Below are 19,216 nucleotides of genomic sequence, written 5' to 3' on the forward strand. Positions count from 1 at the left end.
GGTATGACATATGACGTTCTCTCTCAACCCCATGGCGCTTGCCCTGGCGGTTCTGCCTGCCACCGTTATGGCGCAGTCTTCCCCTACGGCACTCTCTCCAGACACCCCGTTTGCTCGTCTTGACACCATTATTGCCACGCCTGCACGCGTTAGTCAGCCCCTGTCGGACGTCTATGGCGATGTCAGTGTTATCACAAACGACATGTTGCGCAATTCCGGCGCCCAGTCGCTGACCCAATTGCTTGGCCGTCAGCCACAGATACAGACTTACCAACTCGGCGGACCACAGACACTGTCGGGCATTTTCGTACGCGGCGCCAGCCCGCAACAGACCCTAGTCATGGTGGACGGCCAGCGCATCAATGATCCGGCGACCGGCAGCACCTATCTGAGCGCCATGGACCCGGCCACCATTGAGCGTGTCGAGATTTTGCGCGGTGCAGCCAGCAGCCTGTATGGTTCTGACGCCATGGGCGGCGTTGTTAATATTATTACGCGCAGTAATGAACAGGACAGGCCACTAAGTGTTTTTGGCAACATCGGCATGGGCACACACAGCCTGTTCAAGGCTGGTCTGGGCCTGTCGGGCGCCAGCAACGGATGGGACTACCGCATAGCGGGCAGCTATGCCAGCAGCGACGGTTTTAATGCGACGCGGGAAAAACTGGGAACGTTTACCTACAATCCGGATCATGATGGCTATGAACAGGCATCCGTATCGGGTGCCCTGGGCTACACCTGGAAACCCGGCAACCGCCTGGGCGTGTCCTTTTATAACGGCTACACACACGGCGACTTCGATAGCGGCGCCTACGATACCAACACCTTTGGCATCATGCGCCAGCAATCGGTTGCCGTCACCAGCAATAACCAGTTGACGCGCTGGTGGGAAAGCGTGCTGCAGGTCAGCGTAAATCGCAACGTGTATGATTCACGAGCGTCATATGGCGACTCGGTGCTGGGCAGCATACAGCGCACTTATTCGTGGCAGAATAACTTCACGCTCAACCGCCAGAACCGCTTGTCGCTGATACTGGAGCGCAAAGACGAAAGCATATTTGGCACCACCACCTACGAACAGGACAAGCGCCACACTAACGCAGTCGGACTGATCTACCGTGGTGATTTCGATCGCCATCATATCCAGGCCAGTGTGCGCAATGACAATGTCTCGGGCTATGAGAGCAAGACGACAGGCAGCCTGAGCTATGATTTTGACATTACAGAGCAGTGGTCAGCCGGGCTTGCCGGCAACACCGGCTATCGTGTTCCCACTTTCGCCGATCTGTACACACCGCTTAGTTTTGGCTATCAAGGCAATCCGAACCTCAAACCGGAAACGTCGCGCAATATTGAATTGCGTACGTCATGGAAAACAGATAGTACTTCGCTGTCTGTCAACGCCTGGCAAACGCGATATCGGGATCTTATCGATGGCTATGTCTGTGACCAGATGTCCAACTGCACCGCCGAGAACGTAGACCGGGCCACAATCCGTGGTATTTCAATTAATGCAGAACATCAATTTGACAATACCGGGGTGTACGCCGGCGCAGACTTCATGAACCCCAAGGACCGTGAAACCGGCAAGCTGCTGATACGCCGCGCACGGCAGGTCTATCGAATCGGCGCAGATCATACTTTCGGTCGGGCCACAGTCGGCGCAGACTTTGTCCATACTGGCAGACGCTATGACGACAAGGACAATACGCGGGAAAAAAGACTGGGCAGTTTTGGCGTTTTGAACCTGCGTGCCAGCTATGCGTTTAGCAAAAACGTGGAAGCCCAGGTGTACTGGAACAATGCATTGAACAAAAAATATGAAACTTCATATGGCTACAACTCGGCCGGTTCCAATGTATTCCTGAACCTTGCGTTCCGGATGTAAACCATGTCCTGCCGCAAGCGCCCTTCTTTGCCGTTCATGACGGTTGCAAGAATCGGAACTGTGCTTGCGGCACTCTTATGCCTGTTTGCCAGCGCTGCATCCGTAGCACATGCGACACAAAAAACCGCGGTCAGCCTGTCGCCACATTTGACCGAACTCATCTATGCCGCAGGGGCTGGCGAGCATCTGCTGGGCGTTGCCCAAGACAGTAACTACCCGCCCGCTGCGGCACGCTTGCCGCAAGTGGGCAGCGGCGTGAGGCCCAATGTCGAACGAATCGCGGTGTTAAGGCCCGACGTGATTTTGGCCTGGGGCTATAAGAGTAGCCAACATCTGTACCCTGCCCTTCGCAAACTCGATATTCCGATGCATTATCAGGCGCCAGCCAGCCTGGACGCCATTATTAACGATATTGAGGAGCTGGGCGCACTGTTTGGTACTCAGGCAGCTGCGCGCGCCACCACACAGCAGTTGCGGAAAGTCGTCAGAACCACGCGTCAGCGATACCAAAATGCGGCCAGGATAAAAACCTTCGTGATGATCAGCCAAGAGCCCCTGTATACGCTCGGCGCCAATTCGTTTGTCATTGATGCCCTGCATGCCTGCGGTGCAGTATCGGCATTTGAAACCCTGACGACGCCAGCCCCGGTTGTCAGCCGGGAACAGCTGTTATTTGCGCAGCCCCAGGCTGTGCTCTTTGCCGCCAATGACGGCGTTGCAAACAACGACAATCACAATGACAAGATCAAAGACAGCGACAGCAGCGAACATAACAAAAACCAGATCGGTCGCTATTTTGCGGCCATGGACTTGGCACTGCAGCACGATCAACTGATCGGCATGAATCCCGACATTGTCTTTCGCCCGACAGACAGGCTGATTCGCAGCCTGCCAGCCTTATGCAGCAAGATTGACCGAATCAGGCGTCGCCTTGCTCCAGCTGCTTCTGAATCGCCTTTGCCGCCACCACGCCATCTGCCATAGACGTCACCACGCAGGGATGCTGCCTATGCGTGACTTCACCAATGGCATAAATCCCAGGCAGATTGGTTTGTGTCGTCTCAAAATCGGTGCGCACATAACCCAGTTCATTGCAATCGAGGCCCAGATCTTCCATGCCTTGCAATCGGGCACGAAATCCGTACAGGATCAACACCGCATCGTAGGCACGGCCATTGACCTGGCGCGTTTCGGGATCAAAAGTATAGGCGCCGGTGGTCACGTCCGATTCGTTGAGAAATTTCATCCAGTGCCGCTGGCATCGCAGCGTGCGCGCATAGATATGTACCGACTTGGCGCCGCGCTCTTTCAGGAAAAGGGCGTTTTCAAAGGCATTGTCGCCGCCGCCCAGAATGGCTACATCCTTGAGGGCAAATTCATAATTGGCGACGTGCTTGCCCGGACCCACCAGCACGTTCTCATAGTGGTCTTGTTCCCACTCGGGCGGCTTTCTGGGTTCTACCCCGCTTGCAATAACGACATAGCGGGCACACAGCGGCAGATCTGCACCGAAATACACCTTGAACTGATCCTTGCCGCCTGCGCCACGCTCGCGTTCAATCCGCGTCACGTGTGAATTGAGCAGCACCGGCACGCGCGCACTGTCCAGGCTCAGTTTGATTCTGGCGGCGACTTCTTCACCCGTCAAGCCCGGCGCCGTCACATTCCAGGTATCTTCAAACGGATTGCTTGCACTTAAGCCGCCGGCCCGACCACTGGACTCGATAACCAGGGGAGAAAATCCCATATGGGCCAGCCAGACGGCGCAGGAAGCTCCGGCCGGGCCTGCACCAATCACAATTGCATCGTAGACAGCCTGCTGCATTTGGGGAAAAATCCTCGTTTAATCATGAATTTATCTAAACAAACCCTATTGTACCCCCGGCTGCAACACTAAAACACTACAATAGCGTCTCTAATAAAAACCGGATTTTTCCGGCACCTTTTTACCGATTTCACATGACCACTCGCCGTATCTTTTTCACCCGGCTCGCGCTTGATGCCCGTATTGGCATTCTGGAGCACGAACTGCGCGCCACCCAGCCATTGCACATTGACGCCGATATTGATATGCACGTTGGCCAGCAGGTCAACGATCACGATATTCGCAGCGTGCTGGATTATCGCAAGCTGCGCGAAGCCATTATCGAGGAATGTACGCGCGCGCACGTGCATTTGGTGGAAACGCTGGGCGACATGGTTATGCAGCGCATCCTGAATGACTTCCCAGAGGTTTTCCGCGTACGCTTGCGTATCGGCAAACCCCTGGCTTTCTCCGATTGCGCCGCCGTGGGCATTGAAGTTGAGGCCAATCGCGCAGATGTTCCTGCCACATCCTAAACCGGATACAAATACGCCACCATCATGACATCAGTTGCCAACGCCAGCCATCAGGCTGCACTGAAACAGCGCCAACACGATAACAAGCTGACAAAGCGCATCATGCGCGAGGCCGGCACCGCTATTGTCGACTACAACATGATCGAAGACGGCGACAAAGTCATGGTGTGTCTGTCGGGCGGCAAAGACTCCTACAGCATGCTGGATATCCTGCTGGCGCTGCAAAAGCGCGCTCCCATTCATTTCGATATTATCGCAGTGAATCTGGACCAGAAACAGCCAGGCTTTCCTGCACATATCCTGCCGGACTATCTCACCGAACGGGGCGTGCCTTTCCATATCGAAAACCAGGATACGTATTCCATTGTCAAACGGCTGATTCCCGAGGGCAAGACCACCTGCTCGCTTTGCTCGCGCCTGCGCCGCGGTATCCTATACCGCGTTGCCAGCGAGCTGGGCGCAACCAAGATCGCACTGGGTCATCACCGTGATGATATTCTGGCGACCTTTTTCCTGAATCTGTTTTATGCGGCCAAACTCAAATCCATGCCGCCCAAACTCGTTTCCGATGACGGCCGGCATACCGTGATCCGCCCCCTGGCCTATATCGCTGAAAAGGATCTGATCGCCTATTCGGAACTCAAACAGTTCCCGATCATTCCGTGTAATCTTTGCGGCTCGCAGGAAAACCTCAAGCGCAAGGAAGTCAGCCGCATGATTGCTGCATGGGAAAAGGAAAGTCCGAAGAAAGTCTGGAATACCTTCAAGGCATTGTCCGCAATCGCGCCCTCGCACCTGATGGACCGTAATCTGTTTGACTTCGCTGGCCTGCGGCCTACCGGCATTGCCAACGAGAATGGTGACAAGGCGTTCGACACGGAAACCTTTGCCGATACCACCGCCGACTTGGCGCAGGCTGGCGATAACACCGGCCATCCTGACGATCCCGACAACCAAGACGATCATCATGATCGCCACCGTTCCGCATCAGCCCACGACGCCGACGCACACGTGGCAAGCACCGCCACAACCGGGGCCTCATCTCGTGCGCGTATGATCCGCATTCAATCACTGTGAGTCATTCCATGTCAGATCCGACCTTGCTGCACGCGCCACTGGGAAAAGAAACCGAATACGCCGAGCATTATGACCCGTCGCTGCTGTTTGCCATTGCTCGCGATGCGGGGCGCGCGCACCTGAATCTGCGGCCGCACCCGGCCTGGCATGGCGCCGATATCTGGAATGCCTACGAGCTGTCGTGGCTGAATACTAAGGGCAAGCCACAAGTGGCCCTGGCCCGCTTTGGTTTTCCCGCCGACACCACGCATATTATTGAATCAAAGTCGTTCAAGCTTTATCTGAACTCATTCAACCAGACAACGCTGCCGGACAGTGATGCTCTGCTGGCTGCTATGCAACAAGACCTGAGCAAGGCGGCGGGCGGACCGGTTGACGTAACGCTCTTTAACGCTGCCGACTTTGCCGACCAGGCGCTGGGCGAGCTGCACGGAACCTTGCTCGACACCCTGGACATTGACGTTTGCGCCTATCACCCGGATCCGACCTTGCTACAGGCCAATGCGTCCCAATCGCGTCATGAAACCTTGCGCTCAAACCTGCTCAAATCCAATTGCCCGGTAACCGGCCAGCCCGACTGGGGCAGCCTGCAAATCGAATACACGGGCGCGGCGATCGATCACGCGTCACTGCTCAAATATATTGTTTCCTATCGCGGGCACAATGGCTTTCATGAACAGTGCGTGGAACAGATTTTTTGCGATATCATGCAGGTTTGCGCCCCCCAGGCGTTGACCGTATATGCCCGCTACACGCGACGCGGCGGTCTGGATATTAACCCGTGGCGCAGCACAGAGGCCGATTTTACCCCTTCTGCCGGCCGCAACGCCCGTCAGTAATTTCAACCATCCCAAAAGCTGGTCGTACCCATGAAACAAGCCCCCTATGTCAGTGTTGCTGCCGCATTCAGCAAAGGTCTGGCGACACAAATGCGCCCTTCCATGCTGTTTGCCATCATCTTGCCATTTGTCATTGCCCTGATGACGGCCATCATATTGCTGGTTTTCGTCTGGGGGCCGCTGGATAACTGGCTGGATAACACGGCCATGCACTGGGGCTGGTTCCAGTCGGTGTCCACAAGACTGTCGGGCTGGGGATTTGCCACAATGAGCGACTGGTTCACCGGTGTGCTGTCATTTGTCGCATTGCTGGTCGTCAGCGGGATTGCAGGATTGGCGGCTGCCGCGATTCTTGTCATGCCCATGGCCCTGAAGGCCATCAGCACAACCAATTATCCGGAACTGCAAAGAGAAGGCGAAAACGCCACCGTGACCAGCCTGGCCAACACCATAAAGGTCAGTACCATCTTCGTGGTTGGCTGGCTGATTACGTTGCCACTATGGCTGATACCTTTTGCAGGCATCGCCCTTTCATTATTCTGGGGGGCGTATGCGTTTTCACATATGACGCGGCTGGACGCCATCGTAGAGCATGCCACGCTCCAAGAGCGGGCCTATGTTCTGCGCAATTACAGTCGTGGTTTCTGGACGATCGGCCTGATTTGCGCGGCAATCGCGCTAATCCCGTTTGCCGGCTTCGTGATGCCCGTCTTTTCCATACTGGTGTGTACGCATTATGGATTGATGGCAGTCAAGGCGGTCCGGGCACAGCAGCAATTGACTATTGAAGGCAACACTCGCGTGACAGGCCGCCTGCCCTGAGCTTGTCGCCTCAGGACTCAAACGCGCCGGCCTGCTGCAGCACAGACTTGAGTTCGCCGCTTGCGTGCATTTCGCTCACAATATCCGAACCGCCAATGAACTCGCCCTTGACGTACAACTGGGGGATGGTCGGCCAGTTGGAGAACTGCTTGATGCCTTCGCGCACTTCCTGATCGTCCAGCACATTGACTGTGACCAGTTTTTTTACACCGGATTCACGCAGAATCTGGATGGCCTTGCCAGAGAAACCGCATTGCGGAAACTGAGCCGTGCCTTTCATGAACAACACAACCGGGTGTTCTGTAACGGTCTCGCGGATAAAATTCTTCACTTCGCTCATTGTAATCACCTGTGTCAGCATTGAAAGAAACCAGTTCAATCATCTGGCCGTTTCTTTAAACAGTTTAACGCTAAATCATGAAGCACCCGCCGGAAATGCGCTCAATACCGGATAAATCATTGCGGGACTCAATGTTCGTAAAGCCTACCTTGGCCAGCATGTAGCGGACATGCTCGGCCTGCTCCCATCCATGCTCGATCCACATCCAGCCGCCATTGGCCAGATAAGCGCGTGAGCCGGCAATGATGCGACGGATGGCGGCAAAACCATCGGAATAGTCCGTAAGCGCCATCGGGGGCTCAAAACGCAGGTCACCCTGCTGCAAATGCGGATCGTGGCGGCGGATATAAGGCGGGTTGGACACAATCAGGTCAAACGCCTGCTGCGGAATCCCGTCAAACCAGTCACTTTCCAGAAAACGCACGTTGGCCGTGCGATGCTTTTGCGCATTGCGTCGGGCCAGCGCCAGGGCATCCGGGCTTTTGTCAGTTGCCAGCACCAGCGCACCCGGGCAAAACCGGGCAATTGATACTGCAATCACGCCGGTTCCTGTCCCCAGATCGAGCACATTGGCCCGAGGGTTCTCGCGCACATACTCTATTGCCGTCTCTACCAGCAGCTCGGTTTCCGGACGGGGAATGAGCGCGGCCGCAGACGTCTCGAATGCCAGACCCATGAATTCGCGCTCGCCCATGATATAAGCCATGGGCTCTCCGCTCAGGCGCCGCTCGATCAGGGCGCGGATTTGCGCCACCTGTTCGTCGCTCAGGGGATCACGGTCGTGTGCAATCATCCAGGAACGCGACACACCGAGCGTTAGCCCGATCAGCATCCGGGTCTCAAGCGGCGGGAGCCCACTGGTTCGCGTCAAAGATTCAATCGTGATGGCCAGCGCCATTCCTGCTCCTTCTACTACTGCCGGTGCCAGACCGACTGCATGATGTAACCAATATTCAGTATTGCATGTTGCTTATAGGGAATCATCACCCAGAGCTGCAAGAAGTTCGGCCTGTCGCTCAGCAATGAGCGCTCCGGTGAGTTCGTCCAGCGAGCCTTCCATGATTTGTGCCAGTTTATACAAAGTCAGATTGATTCGGTGGTCCGTGACCCGGCCCTGCGGATAATTATACGTGCGGATGCGTTCGGAACGATCCCCCGTGCCGACCAGACTCTTGCGTTCGGCGGCCTCTTTTTGCTGCTGCTGTTGACGTTCAATATCGTTGATGCGCGCTGCCAGCACGCTCATGGCGCGGGCGCGGTTCTTGTGCTGTGATCGGTCATCCTGGCATTCAGCCACAATACCTGTAGGAATATGCGTGACACGCACAGCCGAATCGGTTTTGTTGATATGCTGGCCGCCGGCGCCGCTGGCCCTGAAGGTGTCGATCCGCAGGTCAGCCGGGTTAAGCACCACTTCAGAGACCTCATCGGCCTCGGGCAACACTGCCACCGTGCAGGCCGACGTATGAACCCGACCCTGCGATTCCGTCTCGGGGACCCGTTGCACACGATGCGCGCCAGACTCATACTTGAGCCGGCCGTAGACGCCGTCGCCATCGATCCGCGCGATGATTTCACGATAGCCGCCCATTTCAGAGGCATGTTCGGAGATAATTTCGACCTTCCAACCCTTTTGCTCGGCATAGCGACTATACATGCGAAATACGTCCCCGCTGAAAATGGCGCTTTCATCGCCGCCGGTGCCGGCCCGCACCTCAAGAAACACACTGCGGGCGTCATCCGGATCGCGAGGCAACAGCTGCATCTGCAATTGCTCTTGCAGCGTTTCCAGGCGTGCTTTAGCCAGCTTCAGTTCTTCTTCTGCCATTTCGCGCAGCTCCGGATCCGAAGCCATTTCCGTGGCGGCCTGCAAGTCTGACTCAGTGGCCTCATAATTGCGAAACAGCAAGACTACCGGATCGATTTCAGCGCGTTCACGCGAGAGTTTGCGAAACTGGTCCATGTCACCGGCGATATCGGGTTCGGCAAGCAGCGCGTCGATTTCGATCAGGCGATGCGAGATTTGCTCCAGACGGGAGCGCATTGATGGTTTCATAACGAATATTGGGAGAAAACGGCGTGTTCAGGAAAAAGGCGACGCCTGCTTAGCGCCACCGCCAATGCTAACGGACAAGAGCGTCGCTAATGACTGGAATCCTGATACGGAAAGAGATGGGGCAGCATATCCATGAGCGCGGCGCGATCATCGCCCTGGCTTCGGTTAAGCGCCACCATAGGGGCGTGCAGGTACTTCTGGGTAAGACTGCGGGCAAACTGCTCAAGCACTTGATCTGCGCTTTCGCCTTTGGCCAGCAGGCGACGGGCGCGATCCAGCTCGGCCTGCATCATGGCATTGGTTCCCTCATTCAGATTGCGAATGACCGGCACAACGGCACGGGAATCCATCCAGTGCATAAAATTCTGAACACGACTGTCAATAATGGCTTCAGCCTGAACCACGGCTGCCTGGCGCGAATCACTGGCCATTTGCACGTAACGGCCCAGATCGTCGACCGAGTACAGATAGACGTCATCCAGTTGCGACACTTCGGGCTCGATATCGCGCGGCACAGCCAGGTCTATCATAACCATGGGCATATGACGCCGCGACTTGGACGCTTTTTGCACCAGCCCCAGGCCCAGTATGGGTAGGGAACTGGCCGTACAGGAGACCACAATGTCAAATTCGGCCAAACGCTCGGGCAGGTCGGCCAGCTTCATGGTCTTGCCATCGAACCGGGAGGCGAGCGTTTCCGCACGCTCTCGCGTGCGGTTGGCTACGATCATACAGGCGGGCTTTTGCGCGGCAAAATGCGTCGAACACAGCTCAATCATTTCACCGGCGCCAATAAACAATACCCGGGTTTTGGACAGATCGCCAAACACCCGCTGGGCCAGCCGCACCGATGCGGCCGCCATGGACACCGATTGGGCGCCGATGGCCGTTTGCGTACGAACCTCCTTGGCTACCGAGAAGGTTTTCTGAAAAAGCTGATGCAGCAAAGTGCCCAGTGACCCGGCATCGCTTGCTGCGCGCACCGCGGTTTTCATTTGTCCCAGAATCTGCGGCTCTCCGAGCACCATGGAATCGAGCCCGCTGGCAACACGGAAGGCGTGGCGTACCGCCAAGTCTTTATTGTATTGATACAGGTGCGGGCGCAGATCGTTGGCTTCAAGCGAATTGAAGTCGGCCAGCCATGACGGAATATGCTCGGCCACTTCGGGCTGGGCCGCACAGTAGATCTCGGTACGATTACAGGTAGACAGAATCGTGGCTTCCTGCACCCGGGAGCCGAACGCCGAACGCAAGCCGTCAAGCGCCGGGCGCAGTAGCTGTTCGGGCATGGAAACCCGTTCGCGCACTGACACCGGCGCCGAATGATGATTCAAACCGAAGGTAAGAACGTCAAGTGACATGGCCGTAATATCTTGAATTTTCTTTTATGATCTGGTATTGGTGTGATTATAGTCCTTCCGCGCATGTTTTTTAAATATTTATGTCAAGAAGGCTGCAAAATATATACACAAGCCAAAAACTAGTGTATTATTTCGTTCTTTGTTGGCCAGGTAGCTCAGTCGGTAGAGCAGAGGATTGAAAATCCTTGTGTCGGCAGTTCGATTCTGCCCCAGGCCACCAAAACCCTATTTCGATTCAATAAAAAAGCCGCTGCATCAAGCGGCTTTTTTATTGTTTGTGATTGGAGTGTGTCATGAATTCGGTCACTCCCACGTAACGGCTAAATGGCCCGCATCCAGATAGCCATACTTTTGCACCATCTGAATGGTTCCCAACCACCCAACTCCTTGAGCAACATAAGCGGCGTCCATGACTGAACATGCCAGTTTGCCCAAATATGCCGCAAATCATAAAACTTGAGCGGTTTCCTACCCGCCAGTTTCACTGCGCGACCAATCATTCTCTTACCCACCTGCTTGACCTTGATGCCATTTTCTCGGGTAAAGCACCATTCCGTTTTTAAAGCCTTCCTCTGTTCGAGTAAAACGAGTACCTCATTGTTAAACCGCATAGGTATCGATCTACCATTTTTTGCTAGATCATTGGTCATCCACGCCATGGCCCGATCAGTATCCACCTTATACAAAGTCAGCGATAATATTTCAGTTACACGCGCACCGGTTGCAGACGCAAACCGACAAACCTGATTCATCCATTCAAGTTCGATGTGCGACAGCAGCACTTTAGTATCGTATTTAGTGAGCCATCGGATAGTCACTTTTGCCTCTTCATATGTGGACAACATTGGTGATTTAACAAGCCACGCTCTCATTGGTCACCGGGAGTGTCGGCGCCCAAGCCACCAGGAGCTCCGAGAAGGCTGTGGCGTGAGACTGGCATGTGTCCTAACTTCCTGGGTAGTCCAGTTGTAACGAATTACAATGCCGTCATGTTAGAATATGTCATATTCGGTCTTTAGGCGCTTCCCTCGTCATGCGGCTGCATTTCTACGATTTGAAACTGTAACTGGCTGGCTACCACGTGGGATGTTCGCACAGATCGCTTGGCCGCCAGATGCATCTGGGGAGTCGTAAATACGGCATCTAACTGGTTTTGCTATTATGGAAAAAACATTAGTTCGGCTGGCAATTTCGCAATCGGAACTCTTTGCCAATTGGCCAACAGCGGCGATCTCGCGGCTCGTTCAGGCATCCGACTCAATCACGGTCGAAGAAAATACAATTATTCACCTGACTAATGACGTCCCGACCTATGTGTATTTACTCGCTTCCGGCTCGATGCAGCTAATACGGGAAATACCAGCAGGGCGTAATTTCACTGCTGGGATACACTTGCCGGGAGATTTCCACGGCATCGGGCCCGTCATCACCCAATCGCCTCACATATATACGGTCAAATGCCGAGAGAAAACGGTTCTGGTTCGTATTCCGGGCGAATTGTTGCGAGACATACTCAGTCATGATGGCAATCTTGCCTTTTCTTTAATGAGTGCCATGGTCAATCGCCATCGTGATGCGCTCAACAGGTATGAAGGCGCTGCCATACTATCGACTCGCGAAAGAGTCGCCACACTTCTCAATACTATATATAAAAAAAGCATTCGTGCTGGCAGCGTTTCCTCGGTGAACCTGTCTCAAGAGGAAATTGCCACGATGCTGGGTACGCGGCGCCAGGTGATTAACAGGGTACTCCGTGATATGGAATCGGAGGGGGCAATTAGCATCAAATATAAACAAATTTTAATTAGCAATATCGGTAAACTTGAAGAAATGACGGTGCATCTGGGATAGCCAGCCCGTTTTCAATAGACCGAGCCGGATTCGGCTTGCTGTTGTGCCAAAAATTTGATCCCTGCCTTTAAGCCCATTCCGGAAATGGGCTTAAGTTTTTCCGGTGTTGGGACTGTATCAGTAGCAAGTAAGTTGCGGATGACGACATGATCGCCCGGGCAGTTAACAGATTCTCCATAGACCAGTTTCCGGTTTCTCCAGCCAAGCATGCTGAATGCGTTTGTCTCGACCGAACCCGTAAGCAGCCAGTCCTCTACCCGGTCAATTCGACCGGCCATTTGCAAACGAACACCAGCTTGATTGCTCCAGAACCATGGGGTTTCAATCGGGGGCACGGGTGTATTTGCTATGGCAGCTGCGGCACGCCGGGCATGATCACATGCATTACCAATTGACTCCAGTCGCACAGAGCGGCCCTCTTCATCGACAAAGCGTGCGCAGTCTCCAATTGCATAAATATTCGGGTCGTTAGTTCGCAAGCAGGTATCGACGACAATTCCATTGTCGAAGTTCAAGCCGAGATCGGCAGTCCACTCGCCATTAGGATTCGCACCAATACCTTGTACTACAAGATTAGCCTCTACACAGGTACCATCAGAGAGTACAATCTCCTTCACCCGTCCGGCCTGGCCCCGTATTTCCAGCACGGAGGCATTAAAGCGAAAGTCTGTGCCGCTCACTTCATGTCGGGAGCGGACATAGGAAGCGGTTAACTCACTTGCGGTTCTGGGCATCACTCGCGCAGCCGTTTCCAGGATCACGACAGGTTTGCCGAGTTTTGCTGCGGCTGAAGCGAACTCCAGACCGATGAACCCGGCACCAATGACAGCTATCCGACTTGCTCGTGCAAGATCATCTCTTAGCGCAAGCGCGTGTTCCAGGGTATGAAATTGATGCAAGCCAGAGAGTTCAGAACCGGTAATTCGAAGCTGTCTTGGACTTGACCCCAGAGCCAGCACGAGTACTGAGTACTCAATCACGCCGTCGTTCGTTGTCACGGTCTGCTGCTTCCGGTCGATACTATTGACTTCACAATTGAGCATCAGATCAATTGTGGATTGAGCAAAGGCATTCTGGTTACGTAATGCCAACTCATCCGGCCCGGCTGTGCCGCTGATCCAGGATTTGGACATGGGTGGGCGTTCGTAAGGTGGGAATGAACTTTTTTCGAGCACGGCAATTGCGCCCGTGTAACCAAGCTGTCTCAGACTGAAAGCCAGTTCAACGCCGCTGTGACCCCCGCCGACAATGACGACGCGACTCATCGCTGAAACTTCGGAAGATGAACAATCATGTTTTCATGTTCTGGTTTAATGATGATGGCGCACGACAGGCGACTGTTAAACATACGATCTGCAGCGGTGGCGTCAAGCATTTCGTCTTCGTCATCAGATATTTCCGGCAAGGTATGCAGAAACGCTTCATCGACATACACATGACAGGTCGCACACATCTGCTCGCCCCCACAATCGCCATAAATACCACCAATCCCACGAAGCTGCGCGCTTTTCATCAAACTTGTTCCAACTGAACAATCGACAGATGTCGAGGTCCCATCGGAATCCATAAAAATTACATTTGGCATAGTATTCCATTCCCAAAAATTAATGAATCTGTATCTTTAATGAAAACGCGAATTTAACTGGACAGACGAACTTGCATGTGTTTAAAACCACTCGATTGCAGTGACCTCTCCCGAACTGGATCTGCAATAACTTGTGCATTTGGAAACCGCGCAAACAGCTCCTGGAAAAGCATCCAGATTTCGCGGCGCGCAATGTGTGCGCCCATGCAAAAGTGTGGCCCCCCCGCTCCGAAACTCTGGTGGGGGCTCAATTCTCGCGTGATATCAAATTTGAATGGATCGGCAAAGAGTCGGGGATCCCGGTTGGCGGAAACAAACCACATGGCAATTTTTTGCCCTTTCTTCATCTGTACGCCTTTGAATTCGATATCTCGCGTAAGAATGCGACCCATATGCTTGATGGGCGTTGCCCAGCGAATGATTTCCTCGGCCATTGTTCTTTCGTGCGCTAACGGATCGTTGATGAACAGGCGGCGCTGCTCTGGAAATTGCGTGAATGCAAGCATTCCATGCGAAATCGCTGCGCGCGTTGTTCCACTCCCTGCGGCAATCATCAAACCAAAGTATCCACCGAGCTCTACTTTGTCCAGCGGCTTACCATCAACTCTGACCTGAGCAAGCTCTGAAATGAGATCGTCCTTGGGGTCAAGTAGCCGTTTAGCAGCGATATTGATGCCGTACTCCCTCAGCTCGAGAACGGCCTGCTGCGGGGCATCCGGTTTATCGGCATATTCGGGTTCATGTTCTGATCGGCCAATTTTAGATAGTTCCAGCAAGCGAGGGCGATCCGCGGGGTCAACGCCAACAAGGTCACTTACAATTTCGAATGGCAAAATGGCGGCCAGATCATCAACGAAATCTATTTCCTGACCATCAGAAAAATTTGACACGAGTTCTCGCGCTTTCTCCCGTACGTATCCTTCCAGCTGGCCCACTTGGCGCGGCATGAATGCCTTGTTCACACGTTTTCTGTTAACGGTATGATCCGGCGGGTCAAGTTCGATCAGTGCGCCTGTCCCAGGCCGAATTTTTGTATTGGCATCATGGTAGACACGAACGCCATACTTACTCGTGAAGGCTTCCCAGTCTTTGTTCACTTCAGCAATATCGTCATAGTCCACCAGCGACCAGAACCCTTTGCCGGATTCCGGATGTTCGTGCCATGAAATCGGCTTTTCCCTGCGTAGAAGAGCAAGTGCGCCATGAAAATCATTTCTAAGCCAAAAGTCCGGATCAGCTAGATTGATTTCGTCAAGTTGCAGGCTGGTTGTTGGTTGCAGCACTTGTAATAGCATTTCCATTTCCTTTTAATACCTTTGTCATTTCTTATTAAATATTTAATGTGGAGAATTATTTTGATCAAACGCGAGCGGTCCGTTGCAAAACGGTTTTGGTGATGGTGTATGGATCCAGGCTCTGTGCACCCCCTTCCCGGCCGATACCGCTTTCCTTAACGCCACCAAATGGTGTATCCGGGCCGCTCATGCCGAAATGGTTGATCGATAAAACACCACACTCAAGTTCCCGCGAAAAGCGTTCGGCTTCATCAAGTGAGTTGGTGAATGCATACCCGGACAGCCCGACTGAAATCTGGTTGGCAAGAGCAATGCCTTCATCCAGGTCATCCATTGGTACGCACAAAGCAAGCGGCCCAAAGGGTTCGCTAGTCATTGCTTTGGCGTCTGCGGGCACGTCAGCAAGCACAGTGGGCTCATAAAAAAAACCGTGCGTACCAATGCGACGGCCACCAGCAGTGAGTTTTGCTCCACGTGCTACTGCATCTTTCACCAGCTCGTCTATTGCGTCCAGTCTTTTTTGATTGATCAAAGGGCCCATCTGGACTCCGGATTCGAAACCGTCACCAACCTGTAACGTTTTGGCATACTGAGAAAATGAGTCCACGAATTGATCATAGGATTTACGATGAATGATAAATCGTGTTGGTGAGGCACAGACTTGCCCCCCTAAGCGCATTTTTGCGCTGGCCGCCAATCGCCCCACCGACGCAGCGTCAACGTCTGAACCTATCAAAACAGGTGCATGGCCACCGAGTTCCATTAACACCGGTTTCATGACTGCAGCAGCCAGTTGCGTTAAATGCTTTCCAACCGCAACGGAACCTGTAAATGTCACCATTCTGATAATTGGAGAGGCGATCAGGATGGAGGAGATCACAGACGGGTTACCGAACAGCAGGTTGACAACGCCAGCAGGCAAGCCAGCATCCAGAAAACACTGGACAAAGGCACAAGCGGTACCGGGTGTTTCTTCGGCGGCTTTGATAACGACAGAACAGCCGGCAGCGAGTGCGCCGCTCATTTTTCTTGCAGGAGAACCGATAGGAACATTCCAGGGCGTGAATGCGGCGACCGGACCAATCGGCTGTTTAAGTACCATCTGCTGCATTTGTCGGCCGGCGGGAACAATACTGCCATAAAGGCGCTGTGCCTGCGCAGCATCCCATTCGAGAAAGCCAATGGCCCTCGCAATTTCGTTTCTGGCATCGACTATCGGTTTGCCCTGTTCAAGCGTAAGAATTTGCGCAATCGATTCGGACCGTTCTCGTACGATCTGCGCAGCACGTAATATGACTGACGCCCGCTTTTGGGGCGCTGTGTCTTTCCAAACCTGGAAGCCACGTTCAGCAGAAACGAGTGCTTCAGATATATCCTCGGTAGACGCTTGTGGTACTTGGCCCAAAATGGCTTCGGAACTGGGGTTGACCACTTCAGCAAAAGCCGGGCGGTCATAGACCCATTGGCCGTCTATATGCAGCCCTATAGCCGGATATTGAATGTCAGGAATCACTGGTATGGCTTGTGGATTTATATTTTTCATCTGTAATTTCTTATCACTTATATTGGTGCAATGTTCAAATTAAGCTTGGTCTATCTGTGATAGGGCAGTATCGCCAGCGCTGATAGCCAATACAAGGTTTATGTTTGTATAAATGTCCGCATTGATACTGTTTGACTTTGCTATCGCCCATCGAATAACAGATATTTCGATCGAAATTTGTTCGGAAGAATTTATTTGAGTCAATTTGCGGGGATTGTCTTTTTTGTTGCGTTTGGCGTCTGCGCTGACGCAATAGTGCGTGATAGACTTCCTGCTCCTGCCTGGGACGTTGGAGTTCAGGAGGGTGTAGAGAGGCTCAATAATGAATAATGTAGTGAAAGGTGAAGCCGTTGTAGTGACTGGCGCTGCGCAAGGAATTGGCTATGCGATTGCACAAAGCTTTGCAGCCATGGGCAGACGAGTGGTTATCGCCGATCTGCGCGGATCGGAAGAGGCCGCTTGCAAACTGGGGCACGATGCCCTGGGATTCGATGTAGATGTAAGCAACGCCGACCAGGTAGACGCCATGATGGCTTTTGCGGCCGAAAAAACGGGTGGCGTATCTGTGCTTGTTAACAATGCCGGGATTTATACAACACTGACCAAAACGCCATTCGACGAGATTACGCCGGAAGAATGGAAGAAAGTCTTCAGTGTAAATGTGGAGGGAGTATGGTACTGCTGCCGCGCCGCCGCGCGTTACATGAAACCAGCGGGCGAAGGAAATATCGTCAATATTGCATCTGCGGTTGTTTCTAAAGGTACGCCCGGCTTTCTGCATTATGTTGCCAGTAAAGCTGCCGTGGCGGCAATGACTCGAACGTTGGCGCGTGAACTTGGCCAGTACGGTGTACGGGTAAACACGGTTTCGCCAGGATTTACACAGAGCGATGGAATTTTGGCCGGCGGCGCATCACGAGATCAACTGCGGGAAGACATTCGGCGTCAGCGTGCGGTACAGCGGGATATTTCTCCTGACGATATTGCTGGCGCGGTAACCTTCCTTGCCAGCTCCGACGCCGGCATGCTCGCCGGTCAGAACCTCATTGTCGACGGTGGAATCACCATGTCGTGAATATAGCCAAAATTGTATTTGCTATAAGCACTGCTGTGTATTTTATTCAAAACTCGAATTTTGTATAGCCAATATATATTGGGAGACATTATGTTTTATAAAAAAAAGACTGATCCTAACAAGACCGCTGTTAAGTATATACCCTGTGCGACAGAGAGAACTCGTCGACATCTATTGATTGGCGGCATAACTTTGCTCGGTTTGGCGCCGCTCTCTGTATTTGCCGAAGCCTATCCAAATCGCCCTATCTCACTAATCGCGGGTGCATCTTCTGGTGGATCAGTCGATATTGGCGCCAGAATTGTCGCCAAGTCCCTCTCAGATGAGCTGGGGGTTCCGGTCATTGTTGAGAATAAGCCCGGTGCAACGGGCGTTATCGGCACGAGGTATGTCGCGAAAGCACCGCCTGACGGTTACACCTTAATGTTTGGAGGACCAAGCGCTTCTATTGTTGGGCCTCAAACTCAAAAAACCGCGGACTCATTCGACGCCGTTAAAGAAATAGTGGGTATCAATATGGTAACGAAAGGTCCAATGGCAGTCGCAATAAACCCGTCCCTGAAAGTTGAAAACTTCAAAGCCCTGGTCGAGCTGTCAAAAACACGTCAGGTCATGCTTGGTGTCCCGGGCATCGGCGGTGCGCCGGATTTGATGGTAAAAGAATTGAATAAATTTACGGGCGCGAAGTTTGAAACGGTGCCTTACAAGGGCCTGGGTGCCGCAATTAACGATGCGATAGGAGGCCAGATTGACGGCGTCGCGTCGGATTTGGGGCCATTCGTTCCGTTTTTAAAAGGCGGACGCCTGAACGTTCTGGCGGTGACATCGAAGGAACGATTCGCAGAATTTCCAGACATTCCAGCTGTCGCTGAAAGCTATTCAGGATTTGCCGTCGATTCCTGGCTCGGCATATTCGCTCCGGCCAAAACGCCGCCAGCTGTGATTGACAAGGTCAATGCGGCGCTGGTAAACGTCTCTAATAATTCGGAAGTAAAAGCCATTTTTCTGCAGTCAGCCAGTCTGACCGCGCCGATGAAGACACCGGCTGATTTTCAGAAATTCGTCGCCAATGAGTACAACCGCTGGGGAGATGTCCTCAAAGAATTCAATTTACTCAAAAATTGATTGACAACTTATACCCCAT

19 protein-coding genes and 1 tRNA gene are annotated in these 19,216 nt (G+C 53.2%); 10 read left to right on the forward strand and 10 right to left on the reverse strand.

The window, feature by feature from the left end:
- Positions 1 to 10 precede the first annotated feature (10 nt).
- Positions 11 to 1,888, forward strand: a complete 1,878-nt coding sequence (locus CAP48_RS18970) for a TonB-dependent receptor domain-containing protein (RefSeq protein WP_100699432.1) — start codon at positions 11 to 13, stop codon at positions 1,886 to 1,888.
- 3 nt (positions 1,889 to 1,891) lie between these two features.
- Complete coding sequence (locus CAP48_RS18975; protein ID WP_100699433.1) at positions 1,892 to 2,872, forward strand: helical backbone metal receptor; 981 nt, start codon at positions 1,892 to 1,894, stop codon at positions 2,870 to 2,872.
- On the opposite strand, the gene CAP48_RS18980 is transcribed toward CAP48_RS18975, so the two are convergent.
- The gene (locus CAP48_RS18980) at positions 2,808 to 3,713 is read right to left on the reverse strand and encodes an NAD(P)/FAD-dependent oxidoreductase (RefSeq protein WP_100699434.1); all 906 of its coding nucleotides are present in this window, start codon (positions 3,711 to 3,713) and stop codon (positions 2,808 to 2,810) included. The two genes, CAP48_RS18975 and CAP48_RS18980, sit on opposite strands and share 65 nt — an antisense overlap.
- Before the next feature lie 134 nt (positions 3,714 to 3,847).
- Here CAP48_RS18980 and folB point away from each other — a divergent pair, with 134 nt between their 5' ends.
- The 4 genes from folB to CAP48_RS19000 are packed head-to-tail and all read left to right on the forward strand — an operon-like array spanning position 3,848 to position 6,966.
- On the forward strand, positions 3,848 to 4,228 hold the full coding sequence (gene folB, locus CAP48_RS18985; RefSeq protein WP_100699435.1) for a dihydroneopterin aldolase: 381 nt from the start codon (positions 3,848 to 3,850) through the stop codon (positions 4,226 to 4,228).
- Between the two features lie 24 nt (positions 4,229 to 4,252).
- A complete protein-coding gene (gene ttcA, locus CAP48_RS18990) occupies positions 4,253 to 5,305 on the forward strand; it encodes a tRNA 2-thiocytidine(32) synthetase TtcA (protein WP_100699436.1) in 1,053 nt (350 codons plus the stop codon).
- Positions 5,306 to 5,313: 8 nt separating this feature from the next.
- On the forward strand, positions 5,314 to 6,144 hold the full coding sequence (queF, locus tag CAP48_RS18995; RefSeq protein WP_100699437.1) for an NADPH-dependent 7-cyano-7-deazaguanine reductase QueF: 831 nt from the start codon (positions 5,314 to 5,316) through the stop codon (positions 6,142 to 6,144).
- A 30-nt stretch (positions 6,145 to 6,174) separates the two neighbouring features.
- Positions 6,175 to 6,966 carry an EI24 domain-containing protein gene (locus tag CAP48_RS19000; RefSeq protein ID WP_100699438.1) on the forward strand — a complete coding sequence of 264 codons (792 nt, stop codon included), beginning with the start codon at positions 6,175 to 6,177 and terminating at the stop codon, positions 6,964 to 6,966.
- A gap of 10 nt (positions 6,967 to 6,976) precedes the next feature.
- Here CAP48_RS19000 and grxD read toward each other — a convergent pair whose 3' ends face one another.
- From grxD to hemA, 4 genes are all read right to left on the reverse strand, one after another.
- Positions 6,977 to 7,306 carry a Grx4 family monothiol glutaredoxin gene (gene grxD / locus CAP48_RS19005; RefSeq protein ID WP_100699531.1) on the reverse strand — a complete coding sequence of 110 codons (330 nt, stop codon included), beginning with the start codon at positions 7,304 to 7,306 and terminating at the stop codon, positions 6,977 to 6,979.
- A 70-nt stretch (positions 7,307 to 7,376) separates the two neighbouring features.
- Complete coding sequence (gene prmC, locus CAP48_RS19010) at positions 7,377 to 8,204, reverse strand: peptide chain release factor N(5)-glutamine methyltransferase (RefSeq protein ID WP_100699439.1); 828 nt, start codon at positions 8,202 to 8,204, stop codon at positions 7,377 to 7,379.
- 72 nt (positions 8,205 to 8,276) lie between these two features.
- A complete protein-coding gene (gene prfA, locus CAP48_RS19015) occupies positions 8,277 to 9,362 on the reverse strand; it encodes a peptide chain release factor 1 (protein ID WP_100699440.1) in 1,086 nt (361 codons plus the stop codon).
- Between the two features lie 86 nt (positions 9,363 to 9,448).
- Positions 9,449 to 10,723: a glutamyl-tRNA reductase gene (gene hemA, locus CAP48_RS19020; protein WP_100699441.1), complete on the reverse strand. Its 1,275-nt coding sequence runs from the start codon at positions 10,721 to 10,723 to the stop codon at positions 9,449 to 9,451.
- Positions 10,724 to 10,867: 144 nt separating this feature from the next.
- Between hemA and CAP48_RS19025 the strand changes: the two genes are divergently transcribed.
- A tRNA-Phe gene (locus CAP48_RS19025) sits at positions 10,868 to 10,943 on the forward strand.
- A gap of 100 nt (positions 10,944 to 11,043) precedes the next feature.
- On the opposite strand, the gene CAP48_RS19030 is transcribed toward CAP48_RS19025, so the two are convergent.
- Entirely contained in the window at positions 11,044 to 11,595 is a 552-nt protein-coding gene (locus CAP48_RS19030) for a tyrosine-type recombinase/integrase (protein WP_100699442.1), read from the reverse strand.
- Between the two features lie 289 nt (positions 11,596 to 11,884).
- Between CAP48_RS19030 and CAP48_RS19035 the strand changes: the two genes are divergently transcribed.
- Positions 11,885 to 12,574 carry a Crp/Fnr family transcriptional regulator gene (locus tag CAP48_RS19035; protein WP_100699443.1) on the forward strand — a complete coding sequence of 230 codons (690 nt, stop codon included), beginning with the start codon at positions 11,885 to 11,887 and terminating at the stop codon, positions 12,572 to 12,574.
- A gap of 11 nt (positions 12,575 to 12,585) precedes the next feature.
- Here the strand turns inward: CAP48_RS19035 and CAP48_RS19040 are convergent, their stop codons facing one another.
- The 4 genes from CAP48_RS19040 to CAP48_RS19055 form a co-directional block, all read right to left on the reverse strand.
- On the reverse strand, positions 12,586 to 13,839 hold the full coding sequence (locus tag CAP48_RS19040) for an NAD(P)/FAD-dependent oxidoreductase (protein ID WP_100699444.1): 1,254 nt from the start codon (positions 13,837 to 13,839) through the stop codon (positions 12,586 to 12,588).
- Positions 13,836 to 14,159, reverse strand: a complete 324-nt coding sequence (locus tag CAP48_RS19045) for a 2Fe-2S iron-sulfur cluster-binding protein (protein WP_100699445.1) — start codon at positions 14,157 to 14,159, stop codon at positions 13,836 to 13,838. Before CAP48_RS19045 ends, CAP48_RS19040 begins: the two co-directional genes overlap by 4 nt.
- Positions 14,160 to 14,212: 53 nt before the next feature.
- Positions 14,213 to 15,454: a cytochrome P450 gene (locus CAP48_RS19050; protein WP_161495306.1), complete on the reverse strand. Its 1,242-nt coding sequence runs from the start codon at positions 15,452 to 15,454 to the stop codon at positions 14,213 to 14,215.
- Between the two features lie 64 nt (positions 15,455 to 15,518).
- Positions 15,519 to 16,997, reverse strand: coding sequence for an NAD-dependent succinate-semialdehyde dehydrogenase (locus CAP48_RS19055; RefSeq protein ID WP_100699447.1), 1,479 nt, complete (start codon positions 16,995 to 16,997; stop codon positions 15,519 to 15,521).
- Between the two features lie 322 nt (positions 16,998 to 17,319).
- Between CAP48_RS19055 and CAP48_RS19060 the strand changes: the two genes are divergently transcribed.
- Together CAP48_RS19060 and CAP48_RS19065 are read left to right on the forward strand one after the other, a co-directional pair.
- A complete protein-coding gene (locus CAP48_RS19060; protein WP_100699448.1) occupies positions 17,320 to 18,072 on the forward strand; it encodes an SDR family NAD(P)-dependent oxidoreductase in 753 nt (250 codons plus the stop codon).
- Positions 18,073 to 18,162: 90 nt separating this feature from the next.
- The gene (locus CAP48_RS19065; protein WP_100699449.1) at positions 18,163 to 19,197 is read left to right on the forward strand and encodes a tripartite tricarboxylate transporter substrate binding protein; all 1,035 of its coding nucleotides are present in this window, start codon (positions 18,163 to 18,165) and stop codon (positions 19,195 to 19,197) included.
- Positions 19,198 to 19,216 lie beyond the last annotated feature (19 nt).

The organism is Advenella sp. S44 (genome assembly GCF_002810445.1).
Taxonomy (GTDB): domain Bacteria; phylum Pseudomonadota; class Gammaproteobacteria; order Burkholderiales; family Burkholderiaceae_B; genus Advenella.